The organism is Flavobacterium laiguense (genome assembly GCF_003097655.1).
Classification (GTDB): Bacteria; Bacteroidota; Bacteroidia; order Flavobacteriales; family Flavobacteriaceae; genus Flavobacterium; species Flavobacterium laiguense.
The window spans coordinates 57734-73237 of the sequence record NZ_QCZH01000019.1; the positions used below are offsets into that span (position 1 = coordinate 57734).

The 15504-nt window shown below is 35.6% G+C and carries 15 protein-coding genes, 1 tRNA gene and 1 pseudogene; 11 read left to right on the forward strand and 6 right to left on the reverse strand.

What is annotated here, in order from left to right; translation table 11 throughout:
• Nucleotides 1-97 precede the first annotated feature (97 nt).
• The 4 genes and pseudogenes from DB891_RS13990 to alaS form a co-directional block, all read right to left on the reverse strand.
• Nucleotides 98-904, reverse strand: coding sequence for a hypothetical protein (locus DB891_RS13990; protein ID WP_116764203.1), 807 nt, complete (start codon nt 902-904; stop codon nt 98-100).
• Between the two features lie 261 nt (nt 905-1165).
• Nucleotides 1166-1318 (reverse strand): annotated as a pseudogene (locus DB891_RS13995) (DHHA1 domain-containing protein); the annotation flags it as partial.
• A 90-nt stretch (nt 1319-1408) separates the two neighbouring features.
• The gene (locus DB891_RS14000) at nt 1409-2221 is read right to left on the reverse strand and encodes a hypothetical protein (protein ID WP_116764205.1); all 813 of its coding nucleotides are present in this window, start codon (nt 2219-2221) and stop codon (nt 1409-1411) included.
• A gap of 167 nt (nt 2222-2388) precedes the next feature.
• Entirely contained in the window at nt 2389-5019 is a 2631-nt protein-coding gene (gene alaS, locus DB891_RS14005; RefSeq protein ID WP_116764206.1) for an alanine--tRNA ligase, read from the reverse strand.
• A 441-nt stretch (nt 5020-5460) separates the two neighbouring features.
• Between alaS and DB891_RS14010 the strand changes: the two genes are divergently transcribed.
• The 9 genes from DB891_RS14010 (at nt 5461) to DB891_RS14050 (ending at nt 12029) form a co-directional block, all read left to right on the forward strand.
• Entirely contained in the window at nt 5461-6438 is a 978-nt protein-coding gene (locus tag DB891_RS14010) for a M23 family metallopeptidase (RefSeq protein ID WP_116764207.1), read from the forward strand.
• 88 nt (nt 6439-6526) lie between these two features.
• Nucleotides 6527-6859 (forward strand): MerR family transcriptional regulator, encoded by a 333-nt coding sequence (locus DB891_RS14015; protein ID WP_116764208.1) that lies wholly within the window; start codon nt 6527-6529, stop codon nt 6857-6859.
• Between the two features lie 55 nt (nt 6860-6914).
• The gene (locus tag DB891_RS14020) at nt 6915-7508 is read left to right on the forward strand and encodes a LemA family protein (RefSeq protein ID WP_116764209.1); all 594 of its coding nucleotides are present in this window, start codon (nt 6915-6917) and stop codon (nt 7506-7508) included.
• A 93-nt stretch (nt 7509-7601) separates the two neighbouring features.
• Nucleotides 7602-8039, forward strand: coding sequence for a TPM domain-containing protein (locus DB891_RS14025; protein WP_116764210.1), 438 nt, complete (start codon nt 7602-7604; stop codon nt 8037-8039).
• A 3-nt stretch (nt 8040-8042) separates the two neighbouring features.
• On the forward strand, nt 8043-8867 hold the full coding sequence (locus tag DB891_RS14030) for a TPM domain-containing protein (RefSeq protein ID WP_116764211.1): 825 nt from the start codon (nt 8043-8045) through the stop codon (nt 8865-8867).
• Nucleotides 8868-9032: 165 nt separating this feature from the next.
• Nucleotides 9033-9446, forward strand: coding sequence for an RrF2 family transcriptional regulator (locus tag DB891_RS14035; protein ID WP_116764212.1), 414 nt, complete (start codon nt 9033-9035; stop codon nt 9444-9446).
• Nucleotides 9447-9514: 68 nt separating this feature from the next.
• Nucleotides 9515-10270 carry a DUF2490 domain-containing protein gene (locus tag DB891_RS14040; RefSeq protein WP_116764213.1) on the forward strand — a complete coding sequence of 252 codons (756 nt, stop codon included), beginning with the start codon at nt 9515-9517 and terminating at the stop codon, nt 10268-10270.
• Nucleotides 10271-10510: 240 nt separating this feature from the next.
• Complete coding sequence (locus tag DB891_RS14045; protein ID WP_116764214.1) at nt 10511-11680, forward strand: chromate transporter; 1170 nt, start codon at nt 10511-10513, stop codon at nt 11678-11680.
• Between the two features lie 121 nt (nt 11681-11801).
• Nucleotides 11802-12029, forward strand: a complete 228-nt coding sequence (locus DB891_RS14050) for a hypothetical protein (RefSeq protein WP_116764215.1) — start codon at nt 11802-11804, stop codon at nt 12027-12029.
• 62 nt (nt 12030-12091) lie between these two features.
• On the opposite strand, the gene der is transcribed toward DB891_RS14050, so the two are convergent.
• Nucleotides 12092-13402 (reverse strand): ribosome biogenesis GTPase Der, encoded by a 1311-nt coding sequence (der, locus tag DB891_RS14055; protein ID WP_116764216.1) that lies wholly within the window; start codon nt 13400-13402, stop codon nt 12092-12094.
• A gap of 74 nt (nt 13403-13476) precedes the next feature.
• On the opposite strand from der, the gene DB891_RS14060 reads away from it, so the two are divergent.
• Complete coding sequence (locus DB891_RS14060) at nt 13477-14040, forward strand: hypothetical protein (protein WP_116764217.1); 564 nt, start codon at nt 13477-13479, stop codon at nt 14038-14040.
• 391 nt (nt 14041-14431) lie between these two features.
• Here the strand turns inward: DB891_RS14060 and era are convergent, their stop codons facing one another.
• A complete protein-coding gene (gene era / locus DB891_RS14065; RefSeq protein ID WP_116764218.1) occupies nt 14432-15313 on the reverse strand; it encodes a GTPase Era in 882 nt (293 codons plus the stop codon).
• A 114-nt stretch (nt 15314-15427) separates the two neighbouring features.
• On the opposite strand from era, the gene DB891_RS14070 reads away from it, so the two are divergent.
• Nucleotides 15428-15500: transfer RNA gene (locus DB891_RS14070), tRNA-Met, on the forward strand.
• Nucleotides 15501-15504: the final 4 nt, after the last annotated feature.

Here is a 15504-nt window from a genome sequence, read left to right on the forward strand (position 1 = left end):
TAAATGAAACACAAAAGTAGTTTTTTAATTTATTACATAACAAAAAAGCCAAACACTAAATGTGTCTGGCTTTTTAGAGCTATAGAATAAGATTAAACTAAAAAGTATATTCCGTTATTCCATCAACTGTTGTCCCATCTTTTTCGTAAGAGGTTTCTTTTGTAGGATATCCATTTGCATCATAAACATAAACTGTTTTGTATACATTCGTATTCGATGAATTTGACCCATCAACAGATGAAGAAGTACTTTTGACTATATTATTAATAGATCCAAATCCTTCATCTGTAATAACTAATAAATTAAATCCTGCAATATTTTTAGTCGGACTATTTTTAGTATCAAATTCATACACAGTTGTATAAACACTTGATCCAGGAGTTGAATTTATTTCTACAACTTTAACCAAATTTCCATTCGAAATAGTAGACAATCTTTCATTATTAGTTTTTGTCTCCACACCAGTAGTAACATCTGTTGTATAATATAAAGTCTTAATAGTCCCATCAGAATTGTAAGTATATACAGTCCTCGTCTTGTATTCACCTGTTGGATATTTAGATGTGAAATTTTCTGCATGAGAATAACTTGCTAATTTACCACCTGTATAAGTATAAATCGCTTCACTATCTTTAATACCGGCATCATCGTAATCGATAGTTTTCACAATTTCGTTTCCATCATAAGTATAATCCGTTCTACCATCTTCACTTTTAATGCTAGTAATTTTATTACCATCATAAGAAATAGTTGCATTCGAATTATCAGATGGATAAGATGGACTAGTGTACTTTACTGATTTTGGTAAAATCATTGAAGCAGAATCAGATGAATTAGTATCATCATTAGAACAAGATGTAAGTACTAATAAACAAGCACTAAATAAATAAAGTAATTTTTTCATAATTATATATAGTTAATTTTTTACAAAAAAAATCATAAAAAAATTAAAAAGCAAATTAAAAGCCACAATTATTAATCTAATTATACATACAAAAAAACAAACCATTAAAGACTTAAAAACAAAGTGTTTACAATTTTAAAATATATTTTTATTTAGTTTCTGAATACAAAAGCCTTAAACAATCCGCTAGTAACGAATTATTTAAGGCTTCTATTTTATCAAATGCCTTAATAAAAAGGCAAAAAATAATTTCTTGAAAATCTACTTCACAAACTCAACCGCCTTAACCAAAGCATCTGCAATTCCATCAGCATTTTTTCCTCCAGCAGTAGCGAAGAAAGGTTGTCCTCCTCCTCCACCTTGGATGTATTTACCTAATTCACGAACCACTTGACCCGCGTTTAGTTTTTTAGCGGAAACTAATTTTTAAAATGTGATAAACCTTGATACCTTACACGGTTAATCAATCTTTTTTTGAATAACTTATATGAACAAAATCAATTTTCAGTAATGATATTCAGTATTATAAAAATGAGTATTACTAGGAATGTTATTTGTAGCCTCGACGTCCGATGTGCTTATTTTCTCAGGATATCCATTGGAATTATAAGTGTATTTATTTTTTACAGTTTTTGTATATGTACTAGAAACTAAAGTATATTCAACCAAATTATTCTTACTTATCTCATAACCATGTTGATCATACAACTGACCAAATCCTACAATATTTGAAAAAGGATTTGTTTTATTATCATATTTATAAATGGAAGTACTTAAAATTGTTCCGTCTATGTCGCAATATTCCGACTTAACTAAGTTTCCATTTTGAAAAAAATATTTAATTAGATAAAGTATCTTAGCATTACCTTGACTATCAAAAGTGTAATTTTTAGCAGTAATGGTACCATCAGAATTATAAACATAATCAAACTTATAATTATTCCTGTCATGTAACGAAGTTCCGTCAGAAGTCCAACTATCACTCGATTTAGATAATAAAGAGGTAAGCTTTCCATTCTCATAGTTATATTCTACAGAAGTAATCTCCCAAAAATCCCAACCATTCTTTCTAACTATTTTTTCTTTTATGATTAAATCCCCATCATAAATATAGGTTCTAGTATTCGTTTCAGTAGCTGACCTTTCTTCTTTAACTATTTTGTTCCCGTCATAAGTAATTATATGTGTTCCACCATAACTATCACTAGTAATTTCTTTTATTAAAAGTATTGTTTCTCCTATAGAATCTGAGCTATCAGATGAACAAGAACTAAGCACCAATAAAGAAGCGCCAAATAAATAAAGTAATTTTTTCATGATTTTATATAGTTAATTTTTTACAAAAAAAACATAAAAAAAGTAAAAAGCAAATTAAAAGCACTAATTATATTTACAAAAAAAAACCTTAAACAATCTATAATAAACAGATTGTTTAAGGGTATATATAAAAACCAAATACCTTTATAAGGCAATATTCTTGAAACTTACTTCACAAACTCAACCGCTTTAGCCAAAGCCTCAGCAATTCCATCTGCATTTTTCCCTCCAGCGGTAGCAAAGAAAGGTTGACCTCCCCCTCCACCTTGGATGTATTTACCTAATTCACGAACCACTTGACCCGCGTTTAGTTTTTTATCAGCTACTAATTCTTTAGAGATATAACACGTTAACATTGGTTTTCCTTCTTCGGCTGTAGCCAAAACCAAGAATATATTAGTTCCTAAGGTCCCCAATTCATAAGCCAAGTCTTTGGCTCCTTCCGGACTCAAATCAACTTGTTTAGCAAGGAATTGAATTCCATTAATATCCTGTAATTCTTTAGCCAATTCACCCTTCATATTTTTAGCTTTATCTTTCAATAAAACCTCCAATTGTTTTTTCAATTTAGCATTTTCTTCTTGCAAGGAAACAACTGCTTTTATAGGATCCTGTGGATTTTTCAACACACCGTTAATCGCTGTCAATTTTTCAGACTGGCTTGCAAAATATTCTTTTACTTTAACCGAAGTAATGGCCTCGATACGACGAATTCCCGCCGCAACAGCGCCTTCACTCACAATTTTGAAATACCAAATATCAGCGGTATTCTTCACGTGAATTCCACCACACAATTCCATGCTGTTTCCAAATTTAATCGCACGAACATTATCTCCATATTTCTCCCCAAACAAAGCCATAGCACCTTCTTCTACCGCTTGGGCAAAAGGAACATTACGTCTTTCTATTAATGGCAATTGCTCCTGAATTCTTGCATTTACAAAATCCTCTACTTGCTGAATCTCTTCATCCGTAACTTTAGCATAGTGCGAAAAGTCAAAACGCAAATTGTTTCTGTTTACCAAAGATCCTTTTTGCTCCACATGCGTTCCTAATATGGTTCTCAAAGCTTGGTGCATCAAGTGGGTAGCCGAGTGATTGGCAGCCGACTCAAATCGCTGGTTTTCATAAACGATAGCCTTGAACGTTTCGGTAACATTTGCAGGCAAATCTTTCACAAAATGAATAATCAAATTATTTTCTTTCTTGGTATCAATGATATAAATAACGTCACCATTTCCGGTTTCAAAATATCCTTTATCACCTACTTGTCCACCACCTTCTGGGTAAAAAGGAGTCATATTAAACACCAATTGAAAGATCTCTCCGTCTTTGGCACTTACTACTTTTCTATAACGAGTAATTTTAACCGTAGCTTCAGTGTGATCATACCCTATAAATTCCTCATCATCGTCTTCTCTCAAAATCTGCCAATCGCCCGCTTTAACTTTTGAAGCCGCACGAGAACGCTCTTTTTGTTTTTGTAATTCAGATTCAAATTCAGATTCGTCTAATGACAATCCTTTTTCAGACAAGATCAAAGCGGTTAAATCGATAGGAAAACCATACGTATCATACAATTCAAATGCTTTCTTACCTGAAATAACTTTTTCGCTTGATTTTGCGATTATAGTGTCCAACAAAATCAATCCTTGATCCAGTGTACGCAAAAACGAACTCTCTTCCTCGCGAATCACATTGGCGCAAAGCTCTTTTTGGGATCTGATTTCCGGAAAAGATCCTCCCATTTGAGCACTCAAAGTTTCTACCAATTTATAGATAAACGGCTCTTTGGTGTCCAAGAAAGTAAAACCGTAACGAATCGCACGACGCAAAATTCTACGAATTACATATCCCGCTCCGGTATTCGATGGCAATTGACCGTCGGCAATAGAAAAAGCAACCGCACGCACGTGATCTGCAATGACACGAATGGCAATATTCACTTTATCTTCAGCTTCATCTTTCGCTTTAATAGTATATTTAGCCCCTGTAATCGTTTCTATTTCTCTAATGATCGGCGTAAAAACATCCGTATCATAATTCGACTGAACATTTTGTAAAACCATACACAAACGCTCAAATCCCATTCCAGTATCCACGTGTTGCGCAGGCAATTTCTCTAGAGAACCATCGGCTTTACGATTGAATTCCATAAATACATTGTTCCAAATCTCCACCACATGCGGGTGATCGTTATTCACTAAATCTTTACCCGAAACCAATGCTTTTTCTTCAGCCGAACGAATATCAACGTGAATTTCAGAGCACGGTCCACAAGGTCCTTGGTCGCCCATTTCCCAGAAATTATCTTTCTTGTTTCCAAGAATAATTCGGTCTTCGGCAATCAACGTTTTCCAAATATCCCAAGCCTCTTGGTCAAAAGGCACATTCTCATCGGGATTTCCTTCAAAAACAGAAACATAAAGAATATCTTTTGGAATTTTATAAACCTCAGTCAACAATTCCCAAGCCCAGTGAATCGCCTCTTTCTTGAAATAATCGCCAAAAGACCAGTTTCCCAACATCTCAAACATCGTGTGGTGATAAGTATCAATCCCCACTTCCTCCAAGTCATTATGCTTTCCAGAAACACGAAGACATTTTTGCGTATCGGCAATTCTTTTACTTTTCGGTGTTCCGTTCCCAAGGAAATATTCCTTAAACTGCGCCATTCCCGAGTTATTAAACATCAAGGTTGGATCATCCTTAAGAACAATCGGAGCCGAAGGAACAATTAAGTGCCCTTTACTTTCAAAAAAATCTAAAAATTGTTTACGTACGTCTTGTGATTTCATTTTGCTGTATATTCAGTAATTCGTTGAATTATTATTTATTATTTTATCTAAAACCTATTTATTCCAAAAGCCTTTGTTTTCATCATCATTTGGGCATGCCACCATCAGAAAAAGGGGCCAAATCCAGCAACCGGGTAGTAGACCCCTTTCCCTAATGCTGTCGGGCTATACGCGCTACAGGGTAGCTAGCTTCTATCCCTCATGCAAACTCCTGCTATCAAGACCTTTATCATAAATGAAGAAACTCAGTTTTCAAAACGCTCTGCAATCCTTAAACAAAAGATGCAGAAGCAAGAACATCAAACCTTTAGTTCACCCAATATCCGTAAAGACAGGCAGCCTATTTATTTATTATTAAAAAAAGAGCAGAACAACTGAAACATTTATTAAATTTGTTCGACTTACCTTTTACTAATTTGCAAAAATAGGGTATTTTAAAATATGGCGAAAGTAAAATATTATTACGATTCTGTAAATCTGGCATATCGGAAAATAAAAATCAGAAAGAGACGGAAAATCGGCTTTGCAGTACTGTTTTTATTGGCATCGGCTATCTTTGGATTTTTGACTTTTATAATATTATTGAACACACCCTATTTTGACACCCCAAAAGACCGTTTGCAAGCAAGGGAAATCGAAAATTTAAAATTGAACTACGCCATTTTAAACAAAAAAATGGATGAAGTAGATGATGTTCTTGAAGATATTGAAGACCGAGACAACAATTTATATCGCGTTTATTTCAACACAGCCGCTATTCCCGAAGAAGAAAGAAAAGCTGGCTATTCCAAAGTAAACCGTTATGTCGCATTACAAGGCTATAACAATTCAAAATTGGTAATCAACACCACCGAAAGAGTAGACGCACTGAGTAAAGAATTGGCCATACAATCCAAATCTTTGGATGAAATTGTAAAATTAGCTAAAGCCAAAAGCAAACTGCTTTCGGCAATTCCGGCGATACAACCCGTAAAAAATGAAAATTTAAAACGTATGGCTTCTGGTTTTGGATACCGAACTGATCCTTTTACCAAAGCAAGAAAAATGCACGAAGGAATGGATTTTACGGCCAAAACAGGAACTCCAATCTTCGCCACTGGCGATGGAGTCGTAGCAAGAGCCGACAATACCGCTTCCGGTTTTGGAAACCACGTAGTAATAAGACACGGTTATGGTTACGAAACATTATACGCCCATTTAAGCAAATACAAATGCAGGCCCGGAAAATCGATAAAACGAGGAGACATTATTGGGTATGTAGGTAGCACAGGACGTTCCGAGGCACCACACTTGCATTACGAAGTACACAAAAACGGAAAAGTGGTCAACCCGCTTAATTTTTATTACGGCAATATTTCGGCAGTCGAGTACGTTGCCATTTCAAAAATAGCTAATCAGGAAAATCAATCTTTGGATTAATCCTTTTAAAAAAGTGGTCAGTGTTCAGTTAAATAGTAATCAGTCCCAAAAGACTGAAAAAAGTGTTCAGAAAAAAAAATAAAAAAATATGCATATTGAGCTTTCAAAAGACAAAAGATACTACAGCATAGGCGAAGTCGCCAAAGCATTTGATGTAAACGCTTCCCTGATTCGTTTTTGGGACAGTGAATTTGACATTCTGAAACCAAAGAAAAATGCCAAAGGCAACAGAATGTTCACACCCGAAGACATCAAGAACTTACAACTTATTTATCATTTGGTCAAAGAAAGAGGATTTACACTAGAAGGTGCCAAAATCCATTTGAAAGAAGGCCAAAAGAAAACCATGGATAAATTTGAAATTATCAGTAAATTAGAGACCATCAGAATGCAGTTGACCAATATCAAGAATGAACTTTGACAATAGTAATAATAACAAATAGAAACTTAAATATTAAACTTTAAATTAAACAAAAATGGATTTTAAAAAATTTTTACCTTGGATTATTGTAGCAGTAGTATTATTTGGAATTTACAGCTGGGTTAAAGGAATTAACAACACAGCAGTTACATTAAATCAAACCGTTGAACAATCATGGGGAGATGTTCAAACCGCTTACCAAAGAAGAAATGACCTTATAGGAAACTTAGTTAATACCGTAAAAGGAGCAGCCGATTTCGAAAAAAGCACTTTAACAGCTGTAATCGAGGCGCGTGCCAAAGCCACTGCTGTAACAATTGACCCAAAAAATATTTCTCCAGAACAATTAGAAGCATTCAATTCGGCTCAAAGTGGAGTAAGCAGTTCATTGTCTAGATTATTGGTATCTGTAGAGCGTTACCCAGAATTGAAAGCCAATGCTAACTTCTTGAAATTACAAGACGAATTAGCCAGTACTGAGAACCAAATCTTGACAGCTAGAACCCGTTTTAATGAAGCTGTTATGCCATATAATACGCATATCAAAACGTTCCCAAACTCCATGTTTGCAGGAATGTTTGGCTTCAAAGAAAAAGCATATTTCCAAGCAGTAACTGGTGCAGAAAAACCTGTTGAAGTAAAATTCTAAAAAAAATTTAAAATTTTTGATTAACGATTTTTGATTTTAGAATGTTTTATTCTGCAATCAGAAATCGTTAATCTTCATTCAAAAATAATTTCCATGTCAAAAGTAGACCATTTTTTAAGCAAAGAAGAAGAACAAGAAATTGTTGAAGCTATTCGAATAGCCGAAAAAAACACTTCTGGCGAAATTAGAGTTCATATCGAAAAAACAACTTCCATTGATCCTTATGATCGTGCAAAAGAAGTTTTTCATGAATTAAAGATGGATGAAACCGATCTCAAAAATGGGGTTCTTATCTACCTCGCTGTTGAAGACCATCACTTTATTATTTGTGGAGACAAAGGCATTAACGATTTAGTCGAAGCCGATTTTTGGGATTGCACTCGTGATGTGATGGCAACTCAATTTAAAAAAGGAGACTTTAAGCAAGGCCTTGTCGATGGAATATTGAGAGCAGGAGACCGATTACAAAAGTATTTTCCTTGGCAAGAAGGAGACACCAACGAATTATCAAACGAAATATCAAAAGGATAAATAATGAAAATTCCAACAAAGAAAAACTCAAATTCCAAAGGAATTTTACAATCCATCTTCTTACTACTTGTACTTTTTTCAAGTAATTGTACCTTCTCGCAATTTACAATTCCAGAAAAACCTAGTCTTCAAACTTCGGTTTACGATTATGCCAATGTTTTGAGTCCAGAAGAAAAAGCGCAACTCGAAGAAAAACTCATTAAATATTCTGATTCTACTTCCACTCAAATTGTAGTGATCACGATTGAAAGTCTCAAAAATGAAGATGTAAGCCAATTAGCAACTAAATGGGCTCATACTTGGGGATTGGGACAAGCCAAAGAGGACAATGGGGTTATTATTCTTTTGGCAAAAGCAGAAAGAAAAATAGCCATCAATCCAGGTTACGGCCTTGAAGATCGATTAACCGCTGGAATTGGAGGAGAAATAATCAGAAACATTATCATTCCCGAATTTAAAGCCGGTAGTTATTACAAAGGTTTAGACAAAGGTGCAGATGCTCTTTTTGATGTTTTCAAAGGCAAATACAAAGGCGAACGCAAAAAAACCAAAGGAAAAGATTTTCCTATTTTCCCATTCATTGTTATTGTTGTGATTATTTTGGTTTTACTGTCCAAAAACAAAAATAGTGGTGGTGGAAGTGGGAATTCCGGTAACCGTGGAGGTGGAGGCCCTAGCCTACTCGACGTTATCATCCTAAGCAGTCTCGGAAGAGGTGGCGGAGGTGGTTTCGGCGGATCTTCAGGAGGCGGTTTTGGAGGCGGTGGCTTCGGTGGAGGCTTTGGCGGTGGAGGATTCTCTGGCGGAGGCTCTAGTGGAAACTGGTAAAAATGATACAAACACAAAAGAGAGTTCAACACGGACTCTCTTTTTCATTTTGTAGAAATAAATAAAATTTAAAAACTTAAAAAAAGAGTTATATTTGATACTTCGTTTTCTTCTTAAAAAAAATCTCATAGATATTATATTCATTATAAACATTGACAATCAATAATGCTCTCACAAAAGACCAAATACGCCCTTAAAGCACTCCTTTATTTAGCTCAACAAGACGAGAATCACATTTCAAGAACCATTGAAATTGCTGAAGGGGCTTCTATTCCTAAAAAGTTTTTGGAACAAATACTTTTGGACTTAAAAAGAGGTCATTTTGTAGGTAGCAAACAAGGTAAATTTGGTGGTTACTATCTTTTAAAAGACAAAGAAAGTATTACTTTGGCCGATATCCACCGTTTATTTGATGGTGCAATCGCATTACTTCCCTGCGCATCCTTAAATTTTTACGAACGTTGCTCCGATTGTGTAAGCGAATCAGAATGCCTATTGCGACATGGATTGATGATCATTAGAGACGAAACTTTGAAGGCTATGCAAGGCATTACAATTGCCTCATTGGTTAAAAAATAAAAAACTTTTTCAAACCCTACTTCTTTTATAGAGTTTAAGTATATTTGCAGCAAATTGAAATAAACTTCATGAAATCCATTAGAATTTTTTGCCTTTTACTAATATGTTTTGTTTCCAGAGCCCAAACCGAAAAAAATGTAGATCATCAAAATTTACTTTGGACTCGATATTGCAATCAATTGACTATAAACAACAAATGGTCTGTACATACAGAATTTGACAATCGGGTATTTCTAAAACCAGTCGAAGAAAATTTATATTTAATCCGAATCCATGGGCGCTATAAAATCAACAACAATTTTGACGTAGGAGCCGGATTTGCCTATTTCTCTGTGGCCACACAAGATCCCGAAGTCACTTATGATTTTAAAATCCCTGAATACAGAGGACAGCAAGACATTACATGGAAACAAGATTTCGTCAATTTTACCCTGAACCAACGGTTTCAAGTAGAAGAACGCTTTTTCCACAATACCAATAAAGAAGGATTACTTCCGGGAACTACTTTTTATTGGAGATTCAGATACCGACTTCAAGGGGAATATTCCTGTTGGAAAAAGGAAAGTCAGTATTTAAAAGCTATTGTGTACGATGAATTGATGATCAATGCAGGAGAAAATGTCGCTAAAAACACCTTTGACCAAAACCGAATTTATGCCGCTTTACAATATGGCGTTAACAAAAACATTGCATTAGAACTGGGTTATTTAAACAGTTTCCAACAACGCGCGAGTGGTGTGGATTATTTTGACAGAGATATTATTCGGTTTAGCTTTTATCATAAAATAAAACTAAAAGAAAAACATAAAGTACAGACCAATTAAGATCTGGTGAAATCCTACTCAAAAGTAAAGCAGACCAATTCTCTTTTTTGTAACTACTCAGTAGTAGAAATTTCAACACGAATTTACACGAATTAATAACCGTGTTCCAATGGATTCGTGTGATTTTCATGAAAATTAAACTAAGAATTCGTGTAAATTGGTAAAATTCGTGTTTTATTTTATTGAAAATTAGCATCTATTTTTTAAAAATCGTACTACACAAGAAAACAAAAAAAGAACATGAGTACAGAAAAACTTAATTACACCTTAATCGAATTAATAAAATATTTTATCAAACTCGGCACAACTGGTTTTGGTGGTCCCGTAGCTTTGGTGGGTTACATGCATCGTGACTTAGTGGAAAATAAAAAATGGATTAACGATACCGATTTCAAAGAAGGATTAGCGCTTTCGCAATTAGCACCTGGCCCGTTAGCCGCCCAATTAGGAATTTATATCGGGTTTGTACACTTTGGTGTTTTAGGTGCCACCTTATCAGGATTAGCCTTTGTTTTACCTTCTTTCATAATGGTCGTTTTAATAGGGATTGCTTATCAAGCATACGGAGGATTACCGTGGATGCAGGCTGTTTTTTACGGCATAAGTGCAGCTGTTATTGGCATTATCGTTTTGAGTTCCTACAAGCTTACAGTTAAATCCATTAGTAAATTTGAAATCCCAGCCATAAAAAACAATTGGTTACTTTGGATATTTTACATCACCGCAACCATTCTTACGGCAGTAACCCAAAAAGAAGAAGTGTTGTTGTTTGTCGTTTTAGGCTTTGTGTACATGATTGTAAAAGCTCCGCCAGAATGGATCAAACGTCCCAAAACTGCCTCTATATTTATCATTACAACTGCGGGATTCTCGACTATTGAGCTTGGAAAACTTGGAGAAATTGCTTGGTTTTTCACAAAAGCAGGAGCCTTTGTTTTTGGAAGTGGATTGGCAATTGTTCCCTTTCTTCACAGTGGAGTTGTCAATGAATACGGATGGTTAACTGAAAATCAATTTGTCGACGCAGTAGCAGTAGCGATGATTACTCCCGGACCCGTTGTAATTACCGTGGGTTTCATTGGTTATTTAGTAGCTGGATTTACCGGAGCAACCATTGCGGCCTTGGGAGTTTTTCTGCCTTGTTATTTATTTACGGTAATTCCTGCTCCTTATTTCAAAAAGATTTCACAAAACAAAAGCATCAAAGCCTTTGTTGACGGAATAACCGCTGGAGTAATTGGCGCTTTGGTAGGAGCGGTAATTGTAATTGCAACTCGCACCATTGTAGACATCCCCACAGCATTGATTGCCACAGGAACCGTTCTGATTTTGATTTATGTAAAAAAAATACAGGAACCCCATATTATCTGCATTGCTGCTCTTTTGGGAGTTGTACTCAAACTGTTATAATCTCATAAAAAAAGCAGTCCTAAATTAACCCAGCTAACCACTCCAACTTTAAGAATTGATTAATCTTAGATTAACTAAATTTTGTAAAAACAGGGCGTAACTTTAGCAAAAAGCTGTAGCCATGAAAAATTTCGCAATTAAACTGGCGTGGTTTACCACTATATATGTTTTTGCTTTTGTTGTATTGTGTCAAACAAAACTACTGATTTCAATTATAATGGGCATGTACCTTTTTGGTTTGTGTTTGGTGTTATTTTTAATCTACACCGTTTTACATGATGCTTACAAAACCTCTAAAACTTTCAAAGATTGGTATGAGGATTGCCCGAATAAAAGGTCAGACGAATAGCCAATCTTACTTTTAAACCAAGACAAAAAAAAGTCCCAAATTTCTTTGGGACTTTTCTAGTTTTATTTCTCTCTAATATAAATATCAATCGGTACTCCTGAGAAGTCCCAATTTTCTCTAATCTTATTTTCAAGGTAACGTTTGTATGGCTCCTTAACATATTGCGGCATATTGGCAAAAAACACAAACTGAGGTGTTTGAGTTGGCAACTGCATACAATATTTAATTTTCACATATTTCCCTTTGGTTGCAGGTGGCGGATACGCTTCAATCACTTTCAACATAAACTCATTGAATTTTGAAGTGGCAATACGTTGTTGTCTATTTTCATACACTTTAACCGTTGCTTCCAAGGCTTTCAACAAACGTTGTTTAGTCAAAGCCGAAACAAAAAGAATAGGCACATCCGTAAATGGCATTAATTCTTTTTTGATTTTCTCTTCATAATCACGGGTTGACATGGTTTCTTTCTCCACCAAATCCCATTTATTCACCAAGATCACAACACCTTTACGGTTTTTCTCGGCCAACCAAAAAATACTTTGATCCTGTCCTTCAAAACCTCTAGTAGCATCAATAATCAAGATACAAATATCAGCATGCTCAATCGCACGTACCGAACGCATTACCGAGTAAAATTCTAAATCTTCTTTCACTTTCGCTTTACGACGAATACCCGCCGTATCCACCAAGTTGAATTCAAAACCAAAACGGTCAAACTTTGTATCGATAGCATCACGGGTTGTACCCGCAATATCAGTTACCATAAAACGTTCTTTACCAATAAGTGCATTGATAAAACTAGATTTCCCTGCATTTGGACGACCTACAACAGCAAAACGAGGCAAAACCACTTCTTCTTGAACCGGTTCCGGTTTCACTGGAAAAGCATCAATTAAGGCATCCAACAAATCCCCTGTTCCGCTTCCAGAAATACTGGCAAACGTATAATATTCTCCTAAACCAAGGTTATAAAACTCGATAGCGTCTTTTTCACGCATGGCATTGTCTACCTTGTTCACCGCCAATAAAACGGGTTTAGTCACTTTACGCAACAGGCGCGCAACAACATCATCCATTGGAGTAATCCCCTCTTCAACATCCACCACAAATATAATAACATCGGCTTCGTCGATAGCCAATTCTACTTGTTTACGGATCTCTCCTTCAAAAACATCATCCGATCCACGAATGTATCCTCCCGTATCAATCACAGAAAACTCTTTTCCGTTCCACTCGCTTTTACCATAGTTTCTATCTCTGGTAACCCCAGAAACCGAATCTACAATCGCTTCTCTTCTTTGTATCAGCCTATTAAAAAGGGTTGATTTCCCTACATTAGGTCTTCCTACTATCGCAACAATATTGTTCATAATATAAATTCAAATATTTACTTCTCCCGAATACTGCTTTCCAGTTTCGGGTTGCAAAGGTAGTGTTTAAAACCATGATTATCAATTTTTTTGGTATATTCGCCATACCTTATTCACTTAACCACTTCATTTCTAATTTTATGGACACCAATAATGAGATCCGTTTGCGTTTGCGATTCTACAAAGATGTCAATCAGAACATCGATTCCTTGCGTCAAAAATTCATTGAATTTACCACAACGAATTCTCCGGATTACATTCTAAAAATAAAAGAATACCACATTTGGATCAACATCAAAGGCCAGAAAAAAGCCTATTGGTCACCCCATTTGCATCTCGAAATGGAATCCAAAGGCGAAAACCAAACCCACATCCGCGGCTTATTTGGCCCAGATCCTAATTTATGGACGTTTTTCATGTTCTTGCATTTCATGATCGCGGGCACTTTCATCATTTTTTGCGGCATCGCCTACTCCCATTACGTTCTAAAAGCATCCACAACAGGCGATTTCGTCGTGATGTCCCTAATGGTTTTCGCATGGTTTCTGCTCTACGTCATCGCCAAGCAAATTCGAAGCAACGGCGAAAAACAAATGAACGATATCGAAAAGGTATTTTTGGAAATCTTAGAATCATAATAATTAGAAGCTAATCCAGCTCTCCATTACAACTCCTCGTTCAAAAAGGAGTTGTTCCAATGCGCTTGCAGGAGCTTCCTTTGGTCGCTCAGCAACCACAGGAACAACAACCTTTTTTCACTCCGGGGTTTTTATTTCGATCTGGGCTAAAAAAAAATCAGCATTAGAGACAAACTCCAATACTGATTTTATATTTATTTCACTTTAAACTTTACTCTCAAACCATTTCACCGATTCCTAAAACATCCGTGATAATCCGTTTAATCCGTACAATCTGTGGGCTATTTTTATTTGTTAATCTACACTCCGAAGATTCCAATAATTCGATCTGATTTTTCACAAGTCATCTAATTAACTGATCACTAAAAACCTGAACACTGGACACTAAAACTTATTGGTTATACCCAAAACGTTTCAACATATTCGCATTACTTCTCCAGTTTTTATTCACTTTCACGTACAATTCAATATGGATTTGTTTTCCGAAGAATTTCTCTAAATCCACACGAGACTCCATTCCTACTTTTTTCAAAGCGGCACCTTTATGACCAATGATGATTCCTTTTTGTGTATCGCGTTCCACCATAATCAAAGAACGAATGCGGATGATATTCTCATCTTCAAAAAATTCTTCGGTTACGATTTCTACTGCGTACGGAATTTCCTTACTGTAGTTCAATAATATTTTTTCACGGATAGTTTCGTTCACAAAGAAACGTTCCGGCTTATCCGTCAATTGATCTTTTGGGTAATACGCAGGCGATTCCGGCAACAATGAAATGATTCTTTGAAAAACCTCTGGAACATTAAAATTCTGCAAAGCCGATATAGGATAAATCTCGGCATTTGGAACTTTGGCTGTCCAAAAAGCCACTTGTTCTTCCAATTGTGCTTGATTCGAATTGTCAATTTTGTTCAATAATAACAAAACCGGAATTTTCGAATGGATAATTTTATTAAAAAAAGCTTCGTCTTTCAATTCCTGCTCACCAATCTCTACCATATAGATTAAAACATCGGCATCTTCAAAAGCAGACTTCACAAAGTTCATCATCGATTCCTGCATTTCATAGGCAGGCTTGATGATTCCGGGCGTGTCCGACAAGATCATTTGAAAATCTTCTCCGTTTACAATCCCAAGAATTCTATGACGAGTTGTTTGTGCTTTTGACGTAATAATTGATAACCTTTCACCAACAAAGGCATTCATTAACGTTGATTTCCCAACGTTTGGATTCCCTATGATGTTTACAAAACCTGCTTTATGTGACATTTAAATATAATTTATGCTGCAAAGGTAGTCATATCAAGTCAATAGATAAAATAAAACATTTTTTAAAAATTTTTGTTGTAATTCTCGAATTTAGGTGTACCTTTGCACCCACATCGCGGGATAGAGCAGTAGGCAGCTCGTCGGGCTCATAACCCGAAGGTCACAGGTTCGAGTCCTGTTCCCGCTACTAA